16 protein-coding genes are annotated in these 19,084 nt (G+C 42.0%); 5 read left to right on the forward strand and 11 right to left on the reverse strand.

Going from position 1 to position 19,084, the window contains the following annotated elements; translation table 11 throughout:
- Positions 1-3: 3 nt before the first annotated feature.
- The 6 genes from nuoG to ndhC all read right to left on the reverse strand — a co-directional run bounded on the left by nuoG (position 4) and on the right by ndhC (position 7,654).
- On the reverse strand, positions 4-2,685 hold the full coding sequence (nuoG, locus tag HUK62_RS14040) for an NADH-quinone oxidoreductase subunit NuoG (protein WP_176538164.1): 2,682 nt from the start codon (positions 2,683-2,685) through the stop codon (positions 4-6).
- 11 nt (positions 2,686-2,696) lie between these two features.
- Entirely contained in the window at positions 2,697-4,028 is a 1,332-nt protein-coding gene (gene nuoF / locus HUK62_RS14045; protein WP_176538165.1) for an NADH-quinone oxidoreductase subunit NuoF, read from the reverse strand.
- Complete coding sequence (gene nuoE / locus HUK62_RS14050; RefSeq protein ID WP_004982912.1) at positions 4,025-4,534, reverse strand: NADH-quinone oxidoreductase subunit NuoE; 510 nt, start codon at positions 4,532-4,534, stop codon at positions 4,025-4,027. Before nuoE ends, nuoF begins: the two co-directional genes overlap by 4 nt.
- A 14-nt stretch (positions 4,535-4,548) precedes the next feature.
- On the reverse strand, positions 4,549-6,336 hold the full coding sequence (gene nuoC / locus HUK62_RS14055; RefSeq protein WP_176538166.1) for an NADH-quinone oxidoreductase subunit C/D: 1,788 nt from the start codon (positions 6,334-6,336) through the stop codon (positions 4,549-4,551).
- Between the two features lie 85 nt (positions 6,337-6,421).
- Complete coding sequence (locus HUK62_RS14060; RefSeq protein WP_004975447.1) at positions 6,422-7,099, reverse strand: NADH-quinone oxidoreductase subunit B; 678 nt, start codon at positions 7,097-7,099, stop codon at positions 6,422-6,424.
- Between the two features lie 6 nt (positions 7,100-7,105).
- Positions 7,106-7,654 carry an NADH-quinone oxidoreductase subunit A gene (gene ndhC / locus HUK62_RS14065; protein ID WP_078426485.1) on the reverse strand — a complete coding sequence of 183 codons (549 nt, stop codon included), beginning with the start codon at positions 7,652-7,654 and terminating at the stop codon, positions 7,106-7,108.
- 490 nt (positions 7,655-8,144) lie between these two features.
- Between ndhC and HUK62_RS14070 the strand changes: the two genes are divergently transcribed.
- Positions 8,145-8,501 (forward strand): hypothetical protein, encoded by a 357-nt coding sequence (locus tag HUK62_RS14070; RefSeq protein ID WP_004695379.1) that lies wholly within the window; start codon positions 8,145-8,147, stop codon positions 8,499-8,501.
- 49 nt (positions 8,502-8,550) lie between these two features.
- Here the strand turns inward: HUK62_RS14070 and bfmS are convergent, their stop codons facing one another.
- Together bfmS and bfmR are read right to left on the reverse strand one after the other, a co-directional pair.
- Entirely contained in the window at positions 8,551-10,215 is a 1,665-nt protein-coding gene (bfmS, locus tag HUK62_RS14075) for a sensor histidine kinase BfmS (protein ID WP_148825606.1), read from the reverse strand.
- 36 nt (positions 10,216-10,251) lie between these two features.
- On the reverse strand, positions 10,252-10,968 hold the full coding sequence (gene bfmR / locus HUK62_RS14080) for a response regulator transcription factor BfmR (protein ID WP_004695375.1): 717 nt from the start codon (positions 10,966-10,968) through the stop codon (positions 10,252-10,254).
- 595 nt (positions 10,969-11,563) lie between these two features.
- On the opposite strand from bfmR, the gene HUK62_RS14085 reads away from it, so the two are divergent.
- The 3 genes from HUK62_RS14085 (at position 11,564) to HUK62_RS14095 (ending at position 16,078) form a co-directional block, all read left to right on the forward strand.
- Positions 11,564-14,395, forward strand: a complete 2,832-nt coding sequence (locus HUK62_RS14085) for a ribonucleoside-diphosphate reductase subunit alpha (RefSeq protein ID WP_176538167.1) — start codon at positions 11,564-11,566, stop codon at positions 14,393-14,395.
- Positions 14,396-14,519: 124 nt separating this feature from the next.
- On the forward strand, positions 14,520-14,657 hold the full coding sequence (locus HUK62_RS14090) for a hypothetical protein (protein WP_176538168.1): 138 nt from the start codon (positions 14,520-14,522) through the stop codon (positions 14,655-14,657).
- Positions 14,658-14,794: 137 nt separating this feature from the next.
- Entirely contained in the window at positions 14,795-16,078 is a 1,284-nt protein-coding gene (locus HUK62_RS14095; RefSeq protein ID WP_126037636.1) for a ribonucleotide-diphosphate reductase subunit beta, read from the forward strand.
- Between the two features lie 497 nt (positions 16,079-16,575).
- On the opposite strand, the gene HUK62_RS14100 is transcribed toward HUK62_RS14095, so the two are convergent.
- The 3 genes from HUK62_RS14100 to HUK62_RS14110 all read right to left on the reverse strand — a co-directional run bounded on the left by HUK62_RS14100 (position 16,576) and on the right by HUK62_RS14110 (position 18,193).
- On the reverse strand, positions 16,576-17,022 hold the full coding sequence (locus tag HUK62_RS14100) for a hypothetical protein (protein WP_176538169.1): 447 nt from the start codon (positions 17,020-17,022) through the stop codon (positions 16,576-16,578).
- Between the two features lie 16 nt (positions 17,023-17,038).
- A complete protein-coding gene (locus tag HUK62_RS14105) occupies positions 17,039-17,551 on the reverse strand; it encodes a hypothetical protein (protein ID WP_176538170.1) in 513 nt (170 codons plus the stop codon).
- Between the two features lie 420 nt (positions 17,552-17,971).
- On the reverse strand, positions 17,972-18,193 hold the full coding sequence (locus HUK62_RS14110; protein ID WP_176538171.1) for a hypothetical protein: 222 nt from the start codon (positions 18,191-18,193) through the stop codon (positions 17,972-17,974).
- A gap of 77 nt (positions 18,194-18,270) precedes the next feature.
- Here HUK62_RS14110 and HUK62_RS14115 point away from each other — a divergent pair.
- Positions 18,271-19,022 (forward strand): IS5 family transposase gene (locus tag HUK62_RS14115; RefSeq protein ID WP_149931241.1). Its coding sequence is split into 2 segments (ribosomal slippage): positions 18,271-18,607 and positions 18,607-19,022, totalling 753 coding nucleotides; the frame shifts between segments, so codons are not numbered across the junction.
- Positions 19,023-19,084 lie beyond the last annotated feature (62 nt).

The raw sequence follows: 19,084 nt of genomic DNA on the forward strand, positions 1-19,084 counted from the left end.
GAATTACGCTCCTACCGCGACTGATACAGGCTCAGCAAGTGAAACCGTAGGTGCAAGACCAACTGGATAACCAATATAACCTGTAGGTAAATAATCAATCACTTGAACTGGAAGTACGATCGAAGTCTCACCTGATTTCACAGTGATTTTTTGACCATCTTGAACGTTCAAACGAGTTGCATCTTGCTCACCCACTGCAAAGACCGCTTCAGGAATACGCGATTCCATAGCAGGTGTTTTCACAGTAAATTCACCAGAAGCAAAAATGTGATGCATTGGCACTAAACGGAAGCTTTCAGGGTTTGCAACCACAACCGCTGGAGCAACGAAAGTACGTGCTGGACGCTTCGCTAAACGATCGAATAAACGCACACCCGAATCACCACCTTTTAAGTGACCACCCACGTTATCTTGGAACTTATTCCAAGCTTGCGGTGAGTTCCAACCTGCTGACCATGCAAATGGTACCAGTGGAGACGGAGTCTGGTTCCCGACATAACCTTCCATAGAGAATGTTAATGCCGAGTCGATATCTGTCGGTTGTTTCGGTTCATGCACGTTCAATGGTGCACGCATAGAGGTACGACCAGAGTAACGACGCGGTTCACGCGCAACTTTCAAACCATGGACACGGAAGCCCGCATCTGGAGCCACATCTTGAATCGCAGCAAGTGCAGGTACGTTTTTCGCAACTGACTCGATGACATCATCAAGCAAGGTCCAAGAAATCGCTTTACCCTTCACGCCAGTTTCAATGGCATGTAACCAGCGCCAAGATTCTTTGATCGCCAGTTCAGGTTTGTAGTAGCTCGGGTCATACACTTGGTAGAAACGTTGTGCACGGCCTTCTTGAGAGACAACCGTACCATCACCTTCAGCAAATGACGCAGCAGAAAGTACGATATCCGCTTTCTTCACAGTTTCAGTTTCAGAGTGATCTAGAACAATCACATCTTTACCTAAAAGTGCAGCTTCAACTTGTACCGCTGGCAAACGACGGAATAGATCATTTTCGACGATCACAACCGTGTCATAGTCTTGCGCAAATGCTTGTTCTAAGCTTTGCCCACCGAAGATTGCTAAGCCCATAGAGTTGACTTCAGGAACCGTCAAGGTTAAGCCAGCATTTCCACCAAGGTTTTGCGCAACTTGTGCAGCAGCTTCCATGATGGATGCGTCTTGTAAACTTGTACCTGAAATGATCAGTGGTTTCTTCGCCGCTTTCAGTGTATCTGCAATGTTCTGAGCAAATGCTTTCGCATCATCTGCCAGACCAAGAATTGCATCACCCTTCACAGCAGCAGCAACGGCAAAACCTAAACGAGCGATGTCGTTTGGAGAAGCAACCACTTCACCTTCGGCAACATCAGCTAAGCGTGTTTGCGTTGCAGCGAGGATGAAAATTGGTGATTTCGCATCTTGAGCAATACGTTGTAGCGGTTCTGCTAACCAGTCTTGGGTACGACGTTCCGCAGCCATTTCTTTGGCTTTGTTTTTCGCCGCTTGACGAACAGACAACGCCATACGTGGCGCAGTTTGGGTTAAGTCTTCACCCAAAATAAGCACAGCATCATAGCTTTCGATTTCACGCATACCCGGGTTATATACACCTTCGGTTTGCATGATTGATGCAGCAAGCTCAACTAGATTTTGCTCTTTTTGAGATAAACCTGTTGAATAGTTTTCTTGTCCAACCAATTCACGAAGTGCAAAGTTTGACTCTAAAGACGCACGCGGCGAGCCAATACCCAAAACTTTTTTGCCTTGGATATTTGCAATCACCGTATCTAATGCCTGATCTATAGAAACTGTAGTGACTTCAGCACCATCACGGAACTGCGGTTGACGTGGACGATCTGCACGGTTCACATAACCCGTACCAAAACGACCTTTGTCACACAAGAAGTATTGGTTTACTTCGCCGTTAAAACGGTTTTCGACACGACGAAGTTCGCCATAACGCTCACCCGGAGAAATGTTACAACCCGAAGAACAGCCTTGACATACGCTTGGCGCATACTGCATGTCCCACTTACGGTTATAACGTTCTGAGTGAGTTTTGTCGGTGAATACACCTGTAGGACATACTTCAGTTAAGTTACCCGAGAATTCAGACTCTAAAGTGCCTGACTCAGGACGACCAAAGTAAACACGTGACGCGCTTGCATACACACCAAAGTCAGTACCACCCGCATAGTCATTGTAGTAACGAACACAACGGTAACATGCGATACAGCGGTTCATTTCGTGTGAAATGAATGAGCCCAGCTCTTGGTTGTAGTGCGTACGTTTAGTGAAACGGTAACGACGACGGTCGTGTTGAGTCATCACGGTCATATCTTGTAAATGACAGTGCCCACCTTCTTCACAGACTGGACAGTCGTGTGGGTGATTCGTCATCAAGAACTCAACAATTGACGCACGGAAGTCTTTCGCTTCTTTGTCTTCAATCGAGATGTAGGTATTGTCAGATGCAGGCGTCATACATGACATGACTAAACGACCACGCGTATCTTCAGGATTCGCGTATTGAGTCACGGCACATTGACGGCAAGAACCGACAGAACCTAAGGATGGATGCCAACAAAAGTACGGGATATCAATACCCAAAGACAAACATGCTTGCAGCAAGTTCTCTGAGCCATTGACTTCGTACGATTTGCCATCGACATGAATTGTAGCCATAGTCGAATTCCTTAAGCTTGTTCTACGTTGCTAGTTTGCGCAGCAGCATTCACTACTTTTGCTTCAAACTCGCCACGGAAATATTTGAGTGCACCCATCAACGGTTCCATTGCACCTGGAGCATGCGCACAGAAAGTCTTACCAATCCAAAGCTTACGAGTAAGTTCTTGTAAGTGATCGATATCTTCTTTCTTACCTGTGCCATCTTCCAATGCTTTCAGTGCTTTCACCGCCCACGGTAAACCATCACGACAAGGCGTACAGAAACCACATGACTCACGTGCAAAGAATTCTTCTAAGTTACGTGTCGCTGAAACCATACATTGCGTTTCATCCACCACCATCAGCAAACACGTACCTAAACGTGAACCTGCTTTCATGATGCTCTCAGCATCCATCGGTAGATCAATGTGTTCAGCAGCCAAGAAGTCTGTAGACGCACCACCCGGTAACCATGCTTTAAGCTTCAAGCCATCACGCATACCGCCCGCATAGTCTTCAATGACTTCGCGTGCAGTTGTACCAAATGGAAGCTCCCAAAGACCTGGGAATTTCACCTTGCCAGATGCACCATAAATTTTTGTGCCTGGATCTTTCGACTTACCCGCAGATAAGCCGATATACCATTCAGGACCACGCAACATGATTGCTGGTAGGTTATTGTAGGTCTCTACGTTGTTAACAATGGTAGGACGACCCCAAGCACCTGCAACTTGTGGGAATGGTGGTTTCGTACGTGGGTTTGCACGGCGACCTTCAAGCGAGTTGATCAATGCAGTTTCTTCACCACAGATATAACGACCTGCGCCTGTGTGCACATATAGCTCAAAGCCCCAACCTGTACCTAAAATGTTTTCGCCCAAATAACCTTTGGCACGAATTTGCTCAATCGCTTCATTTAAGTACTGTGCAGCTTCAATGTACTCGCCACGAATGAAGATATAACCATGGGTTGCTTCTAGCGTATACGCTGCAATCAACATGCCTTCGATCAATTGGTGAGGAAGTTTTTCCATCAACAAACGGTCTTTAAAGGTCCCTGGTTCCATCTCATCGGCATTACAAATCAAGTAACGTGGACCTGAGTTGTCATTTGGCGCCATCAAAGACCATTTGATCCCTGCTGGGAAGCCTGCACCACCACGGCCTTTTACAGTCGCAGCTTTAATCACTTCAAGCACATCTTTCGGCGGCATGGTGATTGCTTTTTTCAGACCCGCGTAACCTTCAAGCGCTTCGTAATCATCTGCATTACGAACGTGCTCTTGTTTACTTAAACGCCAAGTTAATGGATGCGTTTCTGGGTTACCTTCGCCATAAATTGGTTTTGGTTCGGTATTCATACATACTTCTCCAACAACTGTTTCACTGAAGAAACTTCAACCAAACCGTGAGTGTCTTCATTCACCATTAAGGTTGGGCCTTTGTCACAGTTACCTAAGCAGCAAATCGGCAGCAAAGTAAAACGACCATCAGCAGTCGTTTGACCAAACTGAATGCCTAGCTCGCGCTGAAAAGCTTCTGCTAAAGTTTCCGCACCCATCAAGAAACAGGCAATCGAGTCACAAAGTAAAATGACGTTACGCCCCACGGGTTGACGGTAAATACGGTTATAGAAAGTTGCAACACCTTCCAAATCAGCAACACTGATTGTCAATAACTGAGCGATGGCGTTTAGCTGTGCGTCATCTACCCAACCATTACGGCGTTGTACACACTTCAAAGCATCCAAAGATGCTGCACGTGGGTACGGATAGTGACCAATGTGATGTTCAATTTCGTGGATTTCGTCCGCAGTCAAAATCCCTTCAACATTCACGCGTGGCTTTTTATCAGTCAAAATCATCATAATGCGTTTACCCCTTAGCGATCCACGTCAGCCATAACGACATCAATAGTCGCTAAATAAATGATCAAGTCAGACATTAAGCTGCCGTTAATCACAGAAGGCATTTGCTGTAAATGCGTGAAGGTTGGTGTACGAATACGGGTACGATAACTCATCGTTGACTTGTCTGAAGTCAAGTAGTAATTCGACGCACCTTTTACCACTTCCGCCATCACAGATGCTTCACCTGCAGGCATTACAGGACCCCAAGATACGCTTAAGAAGTGCGTAATCAAGGTTTCAATGTCTTGTAAAGTCTTGTCTTTTGGTGGTGGAACAGCCAATGGGTGATCTGCTTTGTATGCACCAGAAGGCATGTTGTCTAAACATTGCTTCACGATTTTGAGTGATTCTTCAATTTCACGGAAGTGAACAAGAACACGCGCATACGCATCGCCTTCGTACTCAAGTGGCACATCGAAGTCGTAGTTTTCATAGCCACTGTATGGGCGATATTTACGAACATCGAAATCAATACCTGTTGCACGTAGACCTGTACCAGTTACACCCCAAGCTAACGCAGATTTCGCGTCATATTGAGCTACGTTACGCGTACGACCTACAAATACAGAGTTTTTCAGCGCTGCTGTGTAGTATTCGTTCATACGCTTCGGCATCCAATCTAGGATTTCACGAATCAGATGCTGCCAGTTGTTTGGCAAGTCATGTGCTGTACCACCAATACGGAACCATGCTGGGTGCATACGATAACCCGTGATCGCTTCAATCGCGTCATAGATTTTTTGACGATCCGCAAACATGTAGAAGACTGGCGTCATACCGCCGGCATCTTGAATCGCAGTACCGATATACAATAAGTGGTTATTGATACGGAACAATTCAGACATCATGACACGGATACATTGCGCGCGGTCAGGTACAGTAATACCCGCCATTTGCTCCACACCCATCACATAAGGCATGTTTTGCGCACAACCACCTAAGTAGTCCACACGGTCGGTATAAGGAATGAATGAATGCCAAGTTTGACGTTCAGCCATCTTTTCCACACCACGGTGGTGATAGCCGATATCAGGCACACAGTCTTTCACTTCTTCACCATCTAACTGCAAGATTACACGGAAAGCACCGTGCGCAGATGGGTGGTTCGGACCTAAGTTCAAGAACATGAAGTCTTCGTCGTCATTACCGCGCTTCATACCCCAATCTTCAGGTACGAAACGAAGGTGTTCCTGTTCGTAATCCTGCTTTGCTTGGTTCTGCATATACGGCGTATATTCAGTGGCACGTGCAGAGTATTCTTTACGAAGTGGGTGACCTTCCCAATAGGTTGGCAACAAAATACGACGGAGCATTGGATGCCCTTCGAAATTGATCCCGAACATATCGTAAGCTTCACGTTCGTACCAATTGGCATTTGGCCAAATGTTGGTTGCTGTTGGAATGTTGAGATCGTTCCCATTCAACGCAACTTTAATACGAATATCCGTGTTACGCTCAAGCGATAACAAGTGATAGAACACAGTAAAGTCAGACGCAGGTAGACCATCGCGGTGAGTACGTAAACGCTCGTCTACCGCAGACAAATCGAACAACATCACGTATGGACGTGACACTGTACGCAAGAACATTAAAACTTCTTGTACACGTGCGCGCTCAACCCAGACTGTTGGAAAATCTTCAAAAGTCGTTTGCACGTAGAAGTTCTCACCAAATTTGGTTTTGAGGTCTTCTACAATTGCAAATGCTGGGCGTGAATCAACGGTAGTTGATTCTGGCATAGCAATGTCAGTTTCAGCCATTGGCTTGGCTTCCTATTTAATACAAATTCAGTCAACCTAAACGACAACTACACCCATCGGGTGCATCAATATTTGTACGTTTAAATTATTTAATTTCATCCATAGAGCGTAAGTTTTTCACCGCAATACGCTGTGCATTCTTACGGTCACGTTCTGGCATCATCTTCGGCTTATACACTGGCTTAAGATCATCACCAATCACCGCAGACAACGGACGACGCTCTAATTGAATTTGGTCTTGTAATAACATTAATGCTTGGATTAATGCTTCAGGACGTGGTGGGCAACCCGGAATGTACACATCGACAGGAATGATTTTATCCACACCTTGCACAACTGAATAAATGTCGTACATACCACCTGAGTTTGCACATGCGCCCATTGAGATAACCCATTTAGGCTCAAGCATTTGCTCGTACAAACGCTGAATTACAGGTGCCATTTTCACAAAACACGTACCTGCAACAATCATCAAGTCTGCCTGACGCGGTGAAGCACGAATAACCTCGGCACCAAAACGTGACAAGTCATGCACGCCTGTTAATGTCGTTGCATACTCTACATAGCAGCACGATGTACCAAAGTTGAACGGCCAAACTGAGTTCTTACGTCCCCAGTTTACTGCTGTATGTGCCAAGTCCTCTAAACGAGTCATGAACACATTTTTATTCACTTCTTCTTCAAGCGGATCTGTAACGATTTGACGCTCTTGAAGTGGATATTGATCAGCATCCGGATTCGCACGGGTTAATGTATATTTCATCCCGAGTTACTCCTTATCAGACGATTTAGCCGGTGACTTATCTTTCACACGACCAGATGATTGAGCTGGGATTTGACCTGTAGGGTCCATAACCAACTCTTCAATTGAATTAAAGCGTGTGATTTCTGCAAGATTCATATTTGGCGAACCAATTTTCAGTGGTATACCGGCTGATTTGCGACGATCTACAGGTGCCCAATTTAAAGCACCGACAGAAATTGCGTAAATCAAAGCAATCAATAAGTCGACAACAAAAATCACCACAGTGGTAAAACCAAACCAACCGACTTCACGAACCGATGTTGCCCATGCGTAAAGATAAAGTGCTTCTAAGTCGAAAACAACGAAGAAAATTGCAACCAAATAGAACTTTGCAGATAAGCGGATACGTGCTCCACCAGCACCTACAACACCCGACTCAAACTGCTCTTGCTTTGCACGCCCCCATGATTTACCCCCAAGGAGTAAAGGAACGGTCAGCATAAAGACGCATAAAAATGTAACGCCGATCACGAAGGCAATAATTGCCCATTCGTATGGAGTAATGGCACTCATGCGGGGATAACTCCTGGCAGGCCTATTTATTAACAAAGAATGTATGTATTGGCCTTCAAATACACCAAACACAAAATTAATCACGCCAATTGTACCTGATTTATGATTTCACTTGCTAGTTCATAAGTCTTAGTCTTTCGGATGATTTCTCTTCGTTTTTTGAGATTTTTTCGATGAAAGCCCTTTTATTTCGAAACCAATCGCTTTATCTAATAAAACACTACTATTCTATTATTTTTCCAAATTTTGACATTCAAACAAAGCCTATAAAGCATTTTTCAGCCTCATTCCAATAACAATCACACAATCAGCGGTTTAAAAAACTCAGCTCAGCAACCGCAGCATTTTGCTTATTTTAAAAGTACAAAAGTAGATTAAGTCACTCATATTTTTTGTATTTTTTTGCAAATCACTCCAATCAATTAATGCACTTGGCTTTTTCTTGTGCTATTGATATAGACAACCAACAACAAAGAATAAGGAGCACCACATGAGTCTGGAATTCACCCATAAACCTAACTATTTTTTATTTGCCCAGTTGCTTATTCGCCATGTTGAAACTTATGTTCGTAAACACCCCGATGCCAATAATGCCATCTTTGATTTACGCGACATTTATGAACTTTTTCGCCAAGACAAAGCTTCAGCCACCACCAACCTTGATGGCATTATGAATATTGTGGATGAATATAAAATTGAAACGATTAATGGTGATCAAAAGCTCATTAGCCGTTATGGCATAGATACACAAAATAACTCATTATTGATTGACTTTAATGCAGATGCGCTTGAAAGCCTAAAACAAGGTAAGCAGATTATTTCTCCCGATGCCAGCATCCAAGAATAAGTCAGCATAGAAAATAAAAAAGCACCGAAATTCGGTGCTTTTTTAATGCTTAGCTTTTTGAGTCTGTATTATCTTTAACACTATACTTCTTTTTAGACTTACTAAAGCGATGTGCCGGCCATGTCATAGTAAAACGTGCACCACCGAGGCTTGGACTCTGATCCACTTTAACGCTACCACCAAACCAATAGGCAATTCGGCTCACAATCGACAAACCTAAACCATAGCCACCCGATGCTCGAGTCCGGCTATCATCCAAACGTGCAAAGGCTTCAAAAACACGCTCTCGCTCGTCTTCTGGAATACCTGGCCCGTCATCCTCAACACAAACATAGGCCATACCGCTGTCATTAATGCCACCACTAACCAGCACCTGATGGTCGCCATAACGAACCGCATTACCAACCAAGTTCTGTACCACACGGTGTAAATAACGACGCTCAGCCTCAACCGTTAAGGTTAAAGGAGGAGCATTTAAATGAATTTCTTTCTGGGTTTTTAAGGCTTCCGTCTCAACCACCACCTGATCTAAGACTTCAAACAATACAATGTTTTCAATATCCAGTGATGGTGTGCCCTGCTCTAACTTGGCATAGGTCATGATTTCATCAATTAAGGTATTTAAAGCCTCAATATCTTTATCAATCATATCGACTTGCTGAAGACGATATTCATAATCATCTTCTTCAGCCAACATTTCCATACCAAAACGAATCCGAGCAACAGGCGTACGCAGCTCATGGGATACCGCACGCATCAGCTCACGCTGCGCCTCGATGAGTCGCTGAATATGGTCTGACATGCTGTTATAGCTATTGGCTAGACTGGCCATTTCATCCGTGCCGTCGACAGGCAAACGTAGGGTCATGTCACCCGCTTTCATACGGTTTAAACCGTAATTGACCTCACGCAGTTTACGCTGCATCGGTACAAGCAAGCCATACACCCCCAAACTCAGCACAAACAGGCTCAACAAGGTAATCCCTGCTGCGAGCTGAAACGGCATCCAGTTGAAAATAGGCACAGGCCCCAATACCAAAACCTTGCTCGGTGAACTAGGTAAAGGTGGAGACACAATAGAAATGGTGGTGCCACGCACAGAAGCACTATCACGATATAAGATCACGCTATGATCTAAACGCAAACGACCAATCTGCTCCGACTCTAAAGCCAGATTTTGTACTTCTTCAATCTGCACAGGATAAGAGAAATGTTTCTGTACTTTTTCCAAGTACTCTTCTTCTTGACCTGGGTAATACACCAAATAATCTAGGATAAAAATCGGGAGTGCTTTCATTTGCAGCTCACCAATTTTATCTACTTTAATATACAGTAAATGTTTCGGATCATCTTTTAGACCAATGATGAGGTACGCCACTTGCGTTTGTGCATCATAACGCACAGCCGCTTTACGCTCAGTGATCCGCTTTAATTCTGCACGACTCAAATCCACCTTATCAGCAGGGATCATATTAATCGGCAGTTCCAGCAAATCTGAAGCATCTGAAATCCAGTCTGCTTTTTGCTGTGCATTGGTCTGACGGGATACACCTTCACTAATAATAAAGGAAATCCCGTCCGTCAAAGACTCGCGATATTCTTGCACTCGCTGATAGTTAATAATTTGTACAAGCAAATATCCCATGAGGGCAACAATAGCGACTAACACTACCAGCCCAGCATAGATACGCAAGAATATACTGTGTTTGAACACTAAAAATGTCCCGTTTTAACGAATCAAATAAACGGCTTAAAGACCATTGGTTTCTTTTACAAATAAGTAGCCTTTACTACGTACCGTTTTAATACGTTTTGGATTTTCAGGATCATCACCAATTTTTGGACGAATACGCGAAATACGTACGTCAATTGAACGGTCTTGACCGTCATATTCGATACCACGTAAGCGCTCGAAAATGTCTTCGCGAGAAAGAATGCGACCTGCATTTGAAGCCAACAACCACAATAAGTCATATTCAGCACTGGTAAAGTCAACCAACTCACCATTTAAAGTCACTGAACGACCACCGTTATCGATCACCAGATCATCAAATTCGATACGTTGCGCAACTTCATCTTCAGGTGCTTTGTCAGTACGACGTAATAAGGCACGAATACGTGCAAGTAAAACACGGGGCTGAACTGGTTTTGCCACATAGTCATCTGCACCCATTTCTAGACCAAGCACTTGATCCATATCTTCGGTACGTGCAGTCAACATCAAAATCGGTTGATGATAATGTGGACGAACTTCACGACAGATGGTTAAACCATCTGCACCTGGAAGCATCACATCCAACACCACCATATCGGGTTGTTCTGCAATAATACGGCGAATGGCACGGTTACCATCGGGTTCTACCCCAACCTCAAGACCATTACGGATCAGGTACTCTTGAGTTAAGCGAGCTAGGCGCTCATCGTCTTCTACGATTAAAATTTTTGGTAACTTTTCTTCTTGGCTCATGGAGTGCCCCTTTATTTTGACGACTTAACGTATCCTTTAAAATCCAAGGGATACGCTCTGATATATTTTGCAATATACACACGTTTACATTGTAAACAAGATCTTGTTCACCAAACTGATACATCAAAGTAGCATTTTGTTATACATTTTTTTAGCCTCCAAATGAGCGCTTTCTCGCGTTTGCTGTATATCCAACCAAAGCAAAAGAAACGTTTCTTTACAAAATGGCGATTTTTCATACCAAGTCACTGTTTGAACAGTTTATAACTCACTCATTCGTCTGTTTTGAACTTATCCACAATGTTATCTATAAGCACTTAAACCGAGCTTTGTTATGCTATCGCCTTGTCTAATAAGGCTTAATACAAGAATCATAAAAAAGGGATCTTTTTGAGATCTTTTCGAGACCAGATCGATCAAAATATTTAATAAAATGTCAATATTGATCTACCCTGAATTTTCCCGTATCTTGTGTTCAATTAATTTTTAAACCACTAGGTCTTGTGTTTAAACCTCAAACACTGTGGCATAAAAATTGCCCAGTTCAAACGGTCCATAGACATAAAAATAGATGACAAAATGGAGCTATGCTAGCATGAGCGTATCGAATTCAACCCCTGGTCAAATTCAGGTGATTAAACGCACTGGAGATGTTGCCAGCTTTGACGCAGAAAAAATCTCTGTTGCCATTGGTAAGGCATTTTTGGCTGTTGAAGGCCAACAAAGTGCTGACTCAAGCCGCATCCACGATCGTATTTCTCAACTTACCGAGATGGTATTAAATACGTTCAGTCGCCGCCTACCTTCTGGCGGTACAATTCACATCGAAGAAATCCAAGACCAAGTTGAACTTGCGCTGATGCGTACAGGTGAACAGAAAGTTGCTCGTGCGTATGTCATCTACCGCGATCAACGTGCTGATGCTCGTAAACAAGCAGGTGAAAACCATCACCCAACCTTACAAATCACTGACGCCAATGGTCAGCTTCAACCGCTTGACATGCGTAAGCTTGAAGCGACTGTAACAAAAGCGGCTGAAGGTTTAGAAGGCATCAATGTTCAAGCGATCATCGATGAAACCATCAAAAACCTTTACAACGGTGTAAAAGCGTCAGATATCGCAACCACGATGATGATGGCAACACGTACACGTATCGAACAAGAACCAAACTATACCTACGTGACGGCTCGCCTACTTCGTGATGAATTGGTCGCGACAGGTTTAACTTTCCTTGGCTTGTCTGAAGACACAGCTGAAGGCGATGCTTTAGAAACTTTCCTGAAGAAAGGTATTGAGCTAGACCTACTTTCACCAGAACTTCTTAACTTTGACCTTGTGAAATTGGCCGCAGCGATTCAACCAGAACGCTCAAACCAATTTACGTACTTAGGTCTACAAACATTATTTGACCGTTACTTCATCCACTCAGATGGCGTGCGTTTCGAATTGCCACAATTATTCTTTATGCGTGTTTCGATGGGTCTTTCACTCAACGAAGCAAACCGTGAAGAACGTGCAATCGAGTTCTACAACTTATTGTCAAGCTTCGATTACATGGCATCTACGCCTACCCTGTTTAACTCAGGTACGCTACGTCCTCAGTTGTCGAGCTGCTACTTGACCACGATTGATGATGACCTGTATGACATTTATGGCGCTATGCGTGATAACGCAATGCTATCTAAATGGGCAGGCGGTTTAGGTAATGACTGGACGCCAGTTCGTGCCTTGAACTCATATATCAAAGGTACAAACGGTAAGTCACAAGGTGTTGTTCCATTCCTTAAAGTGGCGAACGATACTGCTGTTGCAGTAAACCAAGGTGGTAAGCGTAAAGGTGCAGTCTGTGCATACCTTGAAACTTGGCACTTGGACATCGAAGAATTCCTAGAGTTACGTAAAAACACCGGTGATGACCGTCGCCGTACGCATGACATGAACACCGCGAACTGGGTTCCTGACTTATTTATGCAACGTGTTTTTGAAGATGCTGAATGGACCCTGTTCACGCCATCTGAAACACCAGATCTACACGACTTAATGGGTGCGGAATTCGCTGAGCGTTATGCACACTATGAAGCGATTGCGAAAGAAACAAACATGTTGCACAAGAAAATCCGTGCAAAAGATTTGTGGCGCAAAATGCTGTCGATGTTGTTTGAAACAGGTCACCCGTGGATCACATTCAAAGACGTATGTAACTTACGTTCACCACAACAACACGTTGGTGTAGTTCACTCTTCTAACTTGTGTACAGAAATCACATTAAACACAAGCAAAGATGAAATTGCGGTATGTAACTTAGGTTCAATCAACCTTGTACAACACGTTCAAGGTGGTGTGTTAGATCGTGAAAAGCTTGCACGTACAGTAAAAACAGCGGTTCGTATGCTCGATAACGTAATCGACATTAACTACTACGCTGTACCTCAAGCGAAAAACTCGAACTTGAAACACCGCCCAGTGGGTATGGGTATCATGGGCTTCCAAGATGCGCTGTATGAAATGCAACTCGCTTATGGCTCTGATGCAGCAGTAGACTTTGCTGATGAATCGATGGAAGTGATCAGCTACTACGCAATTTCAACATCAAGTGATTTGGCTGTTGAACGTGGTACGTATGAGACATTCAAAGGTTCACTGTGGGATCAAGGTATCCTGCCTATTGACTCGCTAGACCTTGTTGCTAAAACACGTCCTGAGCGTATGTTTGAAGTTGACCGCACTCAACGTTTGGACTGGGACACTTTACGTGCCAAAGTTCAAAAAGACGGTATGCGTAACTCGAACGTGATGGCCATTGCACCGACTGCAACCATCTCGAACATTTGTGGTGTGTCTCAGTCGATTGATCCTACATTCCAAAACTTATATGTAAAATCGAACCTGTCAGGCGAGTTCACAGTGATCAACCCGTACTTAGTACGTGCGTTGAAAGACCGTGGTCTATGGGACTCTGTGATGGTGAATGATCTGAAACACTTCGAAGGTTCAGTTCAGAAGATTTCTCGTATTCCTGAAGAGCTTAAAGCAATCTTCGCGACGGCATTTGAAGTTGAGCCACGCTGGATTGTAGATGCTGCATCACGTCGTCAAAAATGGATCGATCAAGCGCAGTCTTTAAACCTTTACATCTCTGGTGCAAACGGTAAGAAACTGGACTTGACCTATAAAATGGCTTGGTTACGTGGTCTGAAAACGACGTATTACCTCCGAGCTTTAGGTGCAACTTCTGCTGAGAAATCAACCATTAACACTGGTGTATTGAATGCAGTAAAACCTGCAACTGTAACGGCAGCGCCTGTTGCAGCAGTTGCTCAGGAAGTTAAACCAGAAGTGGTTGCTGAAGATGAAGGCTTCGGTCAAGCAGCGCCAGTGCCAATGGCGTGTTCAATTGATAATCCAGACTGTGAGGCTTGTCAGTAATAACCTCCCCTAACCCCTCCTAAAAGGAGGGGAATTACACCAAACTTATTGAGGTGTGAAAGTCCCTCTTTTAAAAGAAGGATTTAGGGAGATTAAAAAATTAAAGACAACCTAGGAAATCACCATGCTCCATATGACACAGAACTATATGTTAGGTCTTGCGACCTTGGTGATTTCCTTTGTGGTTTTGTTTTATATGCCCATTGCCTACTTTTGGGTAAAAGCAAACCAAAGCAAAAAGCGAAAGCAAAATAAGTCGTGAGAATCACGTTCTATGCACAGTTTTAGAACAATGATTGGCAAAACTTAATTTTGCTTTTACAAATTAAGCGTATAGTAAGACATCTCAGCACTGCTGGATGTCGATAAAAGATATAAAGCAACGTAGAGAGAATTGATATGTCTATCCTAAGTTGGGACGATTTCGAAGATGATTCGCAAAAACCGGCTGCACCTGAACACAAGTCTGCGCCCGTCGAACCGCAAAAAGCGGCTAATCCGCAGATGGTATCTGCTGCAGAGCAACCACAGAAGAATGTGGCAACTGCACAACCCGCTTCAACCGCTCGAAGCCGATCAACAAATCCAGCCGATCCGTTGGCAAGAGCATCTAACGCCTTAGAAAGTTTAGATGTTGCTCCTGGTCTAGAAGAACTAGAAATGGGTGCACAACGTGTACAGGTTGACGACAAAGCGATGATTAACTGTCGTGCGGACTTAAACCAACTTGTACCGTTCAAATACGAATGGGCATGGCAGAAATATCTAGACGGTTGTGCAAACCACTGGATGCCACAAGAAGTCAACATGAACCATGACATTGCGCTTTGGAAGTCTGAAAATGGCTTAACTGAAGACGAACGTACCATTGTTATGCGCTCACTTGGTTTCTTCTCTACAGCAGACTCATTGGTTGCAAATAACTTGGTGTTGGCGATTTACCGTCACATCACCAACCCTGAATGCCGTCAGTACATTTTGCGTCAAGCGTTTGAAGAAGCTATTCATACTCACGCTTACCAATACTGTATCGAATCTTTAGGTATGGATGAAGGCGAAGTCTTCAACATGTACCGCGAAGTTCCATCTGTTGCACGTAAAGCGGCTTGGGGCTTGAAATATACGCAGTCTTTAAGTGATCCTACTTTCCAAACAGGTACACCTGAAAACGACCAAATTTTGCTTCGTAACTTGATCGCATTCTACTGTGTTCTTGAAGGGATCTTCTTCTACTGTGGTTTCAGCCAAATCTTGTCAATGGGCCGTCGTAACAAAATGAATGGTGTTGCTGAGCAATTCCAATACATCTTACGTGACGAGTCGATGCACTTGAACTTTGGTATCGATATGATTAACCAAATCAAGATCGAAAACCCAAGCTTGTGGACTGCTGAATTCCAAGAAGAAATCATTCAAATGATTCTTGAAGGAACAATGCTTGAAATCGAATATGCGCGTGACACTATGCCACGTGGTGTATTGGGTATGAATGCTGCGATGATGGAAGAATACTTGAAATTCATCTGTAACCGTCGTTTAGCACAGTTGGGCTTGCCTGAGCAGTTTGCTGGTGTGAACAACCCATTCCAGTGGATGTCTGAAATGATGGACTTGCGTAAAGAGAAGAACTTCTTCGAAACACGTGTGACAGATTATCAGACTGGCGGTGCGTTGAGCTGGTAAGGTAAAACATCACGTGACACATATGTTGTCATAGATGAAAAAATAAAAAGGCTGCTATTTGCAGCCTTTTTCTATTAGAAAAAAATTATCGTAACTCTTTGATTATAAATACTGGAAACAAATATTAAGTAACGATAATCTCTAGACTCCCAGTGTAGCGTACTTTTATACTTTCATTTTTTGCACAGTGCAAAAATGCTTTTTATTCAAAATCACATATCACCAGCTGCCAATAAATCATGATGTTTATCACAATATATTTCATCGTACCAAGTATAATGCATGTCATTATTAATACTTACAAAAACCCATAAAGGTATATCAACCAATGATTTTAAGGAAAGTTTTTTATTTAAAAAAATGAACCTACTATCTTTCTTGGGCTATTCAAGCATTTCATTATAAGATCTAATAAAATTCCCTAAACCCAACTCCTTGACGAGGATCTTCTCCAAGCATTCACAAATATGTATTTCCTTACTTTTCACTGCAATTTCTCAACACTCTTCCCGCCATCTTACTGAAAAATATATATTTAGAGATAGATCACTATATACCGAAACGACGCCCCAATTATAAAAATATTCTGTATATGGTTTTACATCATCTACTTTTTTATTCAAAAATTGTGTTTTATCAAAATAACCCACAAGACCATTCATCTTTAAATCAAATTCATCATAAGATTCATATACAAGTTTGAATTTAATTAATCTTAGTTTCTTCTCATTATAAATCATACTTAAGTTAAATATTTCACCTATAAAAACAACATTAAATAAAAAAACTTTCTCATCATCAAAATCAATAAATGAATCATCGGATAGACTATTTAGATTATTAATCTCATCATCTTCGCAAAAAAAACTACTCAGCTTATATTCAATAAAATTCTCACATACATAAACTTCACCAGTATTACTATTAAAACTTAATGGATACATAAAAATTCCTTTTAAATTATTTTAAATTCAAATAAGTAGGAGTACTTCTTATCTTTCCTTTATCTTCATTCGTAACATAAAATTGAACTGCTCCACCAGCTGAAATATGAGAATTAGCTAAGGCCTTAGATTTAGCCACACATAGACCTTTTGTTGTTACAAATTTATGCATTTCCGTTCTCATTGATCGATCTACACCTTTAAAATTACCTTTATGAGCAACTTGAACAGCATCATTATATGCTGCTGCCGTTGGAAATTTATTTATCTGACTTTTTTGTACAAAAAAGTTTGGAGTACTATTACCGTGTGGTGATAAGGCATAAAGTTGAGTATGTTTAGCTATATATACTACTTCCCAATCATCTTGTTTATTGTATATAGATTTTTCGCCCTCTTTGGGTGTCTGATAAGCCTTTGCTAAAAGTGCTGCCTTACTATTTTTACATGGATCAGGACAAGGCTGCTTTTTCCTCCCGCCATTTCCCCTAGCTTTATTACTTGTTCTTTTCGTTAAGCCTCTCTCCAATTGTTTGGACGGACTCTAAAGCTTGATTTATAACATATTCATAATCTTTATATTTTTGATATGGTTCTCTTTTTTGTATTTTCCAATCACTTTCATTCAGTAATCCAATCATCAAAGTTATTCCATCGTTGCTATATCTGACAGTAAAATTATTGGTTGTTTTAAATTGTTTCGTTTACTTTTGGAACAATCATACCCTTGGTTAGAGAGCCTTGATTTTATATAAAAGGAACATCTTAAGTTCCTTATGGCTCACATCAATGACTTAAATCCAAAGACCAAATCATTCCCACCACATATATTGACTGCGAATTTTGGCATAATCTTCTGTCCAGTTTAAAAGATATAGGGAAAGTTCTTAAATAAATACAATATCCTCACCTTAAGAATATTGTAATGAAATAAAATTTAAGGCATCTTTTAATCTTTGATGCCCAACAGCCTAATTTTACTGGATTTAGCATTTGCCTTATATTTTTGAAAACCGTCAGTTACTGAATAAATGCCATTTAAAAATTCATCACAACATTCCTGATAATCTAGTTCTGTTAAATAATTATCTCTAAAATTTTCATGAATTAATATTTTTTGATTAGATCGCTGTTCCCAATCAATATTTAAATCACTTATTTGGTTATTCAACTCTTTTACTCCGGCAACATTTCATTTAGGGCTTGTTGAGAATTAACAAAGGCTACTGATTAATTTATAATAGTACTATGGATAGATACATACTTACTGATGCCCAATGGGCAAAAATGGAACCTTTTTGCCTAGGTAAAGTGACCGATCGAGGTCGTAGTGGAAAAGATAATCGATTATTTTTAGAAGCAGTCCTATGGATTGCCCGTACAGGCAGTCCATGGCGTGATCTACCTGCTCATTTTGGTAAATGGAATACCGTCTTTAAAAGATACCGTGATTGGGTGAAAGCTGGTGTATTTGAAACTATTTTTGCATCTGTAAATGAAGATGTTGATTTGGAATACGCCATGATTGATGGAACGATTGTTAAAGTTCATCGACATGGCCAAGGTGCAAAAGGGGGACCTTCAAACAGTCTATAGGTAAATCTCGAGGTGGAATGACTTGTAAAATTCTTGCCTTAGTGGATAGTCTAGGCAACCTCATTAAGTTTCGATTAATGCCTGGTCAATATCACGATTTAGTAGAAACCAAACCTTTAATTGAAGATGTTGATTTTCAAGCATTACTAGCGGATAAAGCATTTGATGCAGATTGGCTCATCCAAGAACTCAATGAACGTAAAGTGAAAGTGGTGATCCCACCCAAATCTAATCGAAAAGTAATGAGAGCCTTTGATACGATTATGTATAAATGGCGTCATCTCATTGAAAACTATTTCTGTAAGTTAAAAGAATTTAAACGTATAGCGATGCGTAGTTGTAAAACAGATACGAGTTTTGAAGCCATGATTCAATTGTGCGCGAGTTTAATTAACTCTCGGTAATTCTCAACAGACCCTAGTAAAAGTAAAAAACCATCCAAACGTAGATGGCTTTTCTCAAATGA

The organism is Acinetobacter sp. NEB 394, from assembly GCF_013374795.1.
Classification (GTDB): domain Bacteria; phylum Pseudomonadota; class Gammaproteobacteria; order Pseudomonadales; family Moraxellaceae; genus Acinetobacter; species Acinetobacter johnsonii.

Bases quoted from the DNA above. Each gene is read 5' to 3' on its own strand.
- HUK62_RS14085 (WP_176538167.1), top strand. From the start codon at position 11,564: ATGAGCGTATCGAATTCAACCCCTGGTCAAATTCAGGTGATTAAACGC.
- bfmR (WP_004695375.1), bottom strand. From the start codon at position 10,968: ATGAGCCAAGAAGAAAAGTTACCAAAAATTTTAATCGTAGAAGACGAT.
- nuoE (WP_004982912.1), bottom strand. From the start codon at position 4,534: ATGATGATTTTGACTGATAAAAAGCCACGCGTGAATGTTGAAGGGATT.
- nuoC (WP_176538166.1), bottom strand. From the start codon at position 6,336: ATGGCTGAAACTGACATTGCTATGCCAGAATCAACTACCGTTGATTCA.
- HUK62_RS14060 (WP_004975447.1), bottom strand. From the start codon at position 7,099: ATGAAATATACATTAACCCGTGCGAATCCGGATGCTGATCAATATCCA.
- nuoG (WP_176538164.1), bottom strand. From the start codon at position 2,685: ATGGCTACAATTCATGTCGATGGCAAATCGTACGAAGTCAATGGCTCA.
- HUK62_RS14090 (WP_176538168.1), top strand. From the start codon at position 14,520: ATGCTCCATATGACACAGAACTATATGTTAGGTCTTGCGACCTTGGTG.
- HUK62_RS14070 (WP_004695379.1), top strand. From the start codon at position 8,145: ATGAGTCTGGAATTCACCCATAAACCTAACTATTTTTTATTTGCCCAG.
- HUK62_RS14095 (WP_126037636.1), top strand. From the start codon at position 14,795: ATGTCTATCCTAAGTTGGGACGATTTCGAAGATGATTCGCAAAAACCG.
- HUK62_RS14100 (WP_176538169.1), bottom strand. From the start codon at position 17,022: ATGTATCCATTAAGTTTTAATAGTAATACTGGTGAAGTTTATGTATGT.
- nuoF (WP_176538165.1), bottom strand. From the start codon at position 4,028: ATGAATACCGAACCAAAACCAATTTATGGCGAAGGTAACCCAGAAACG.
- ndhC (WP_078426485.1), bottom strand. From the start codon at position 7,654: ATGAGTGCCATTACTCCATACGAATGGGCAATTATTGCCTTCGTGATC.